Annotated in this window: 1 protein-coding gene; it reads right to left on the reverse strand. The window is 75.0% G+C overall.

Annotated features, from left to right (window positions below; translation table 11 throughout):
• Positions 1-308 (reverse strand): SpoIIE family protein phosphatase (locus IF47_RS28480; protein ID WP_037733458.1); only part of this gene is annotated, 308 nt, incomplete at both ends.

A 308-nucleotide genomic window follows, 5' to 3' on the forward strand; every position in this document is an offset into this window, starting at 1 on the left:
GGCGTCGCCCAGCAGTTCGTCGGCCATCCGCCCCGGGTCGGAGGGGTCGGCCGCGGCGAGTGCCTCACGCACGAGCCGCATGCCCTCGTCCACCTGCAGATCGGCCGACACGACCAGACCGTCCGTCACCAGCGCGAGCACCGAGCCCGGGGCCAGGGCGAGCGCCGTCAGCGGGAACTCCGCGTCCGCGAGGACGCCCAGCGGGAGCCCGCCCTCCACCGCGATCTCCTCGGTGCCGCCGTCCGGAAGACGCACCAGCGGGGACAGGTGCCCGGCCCGCACGAACAGGGCGTTGCCCTCCTCCATGT

Source organism: Streptomyces megasporus, assembly GCF_000718985.1.
In the GTDB taxonomy this organism is placed as follows: domain Bacteria; phylum Actinomycetota; class Actinomycetes; order Streptomycetales; family Streptomycetaceae; genus Streptomyces; species Streptomyces megasporus.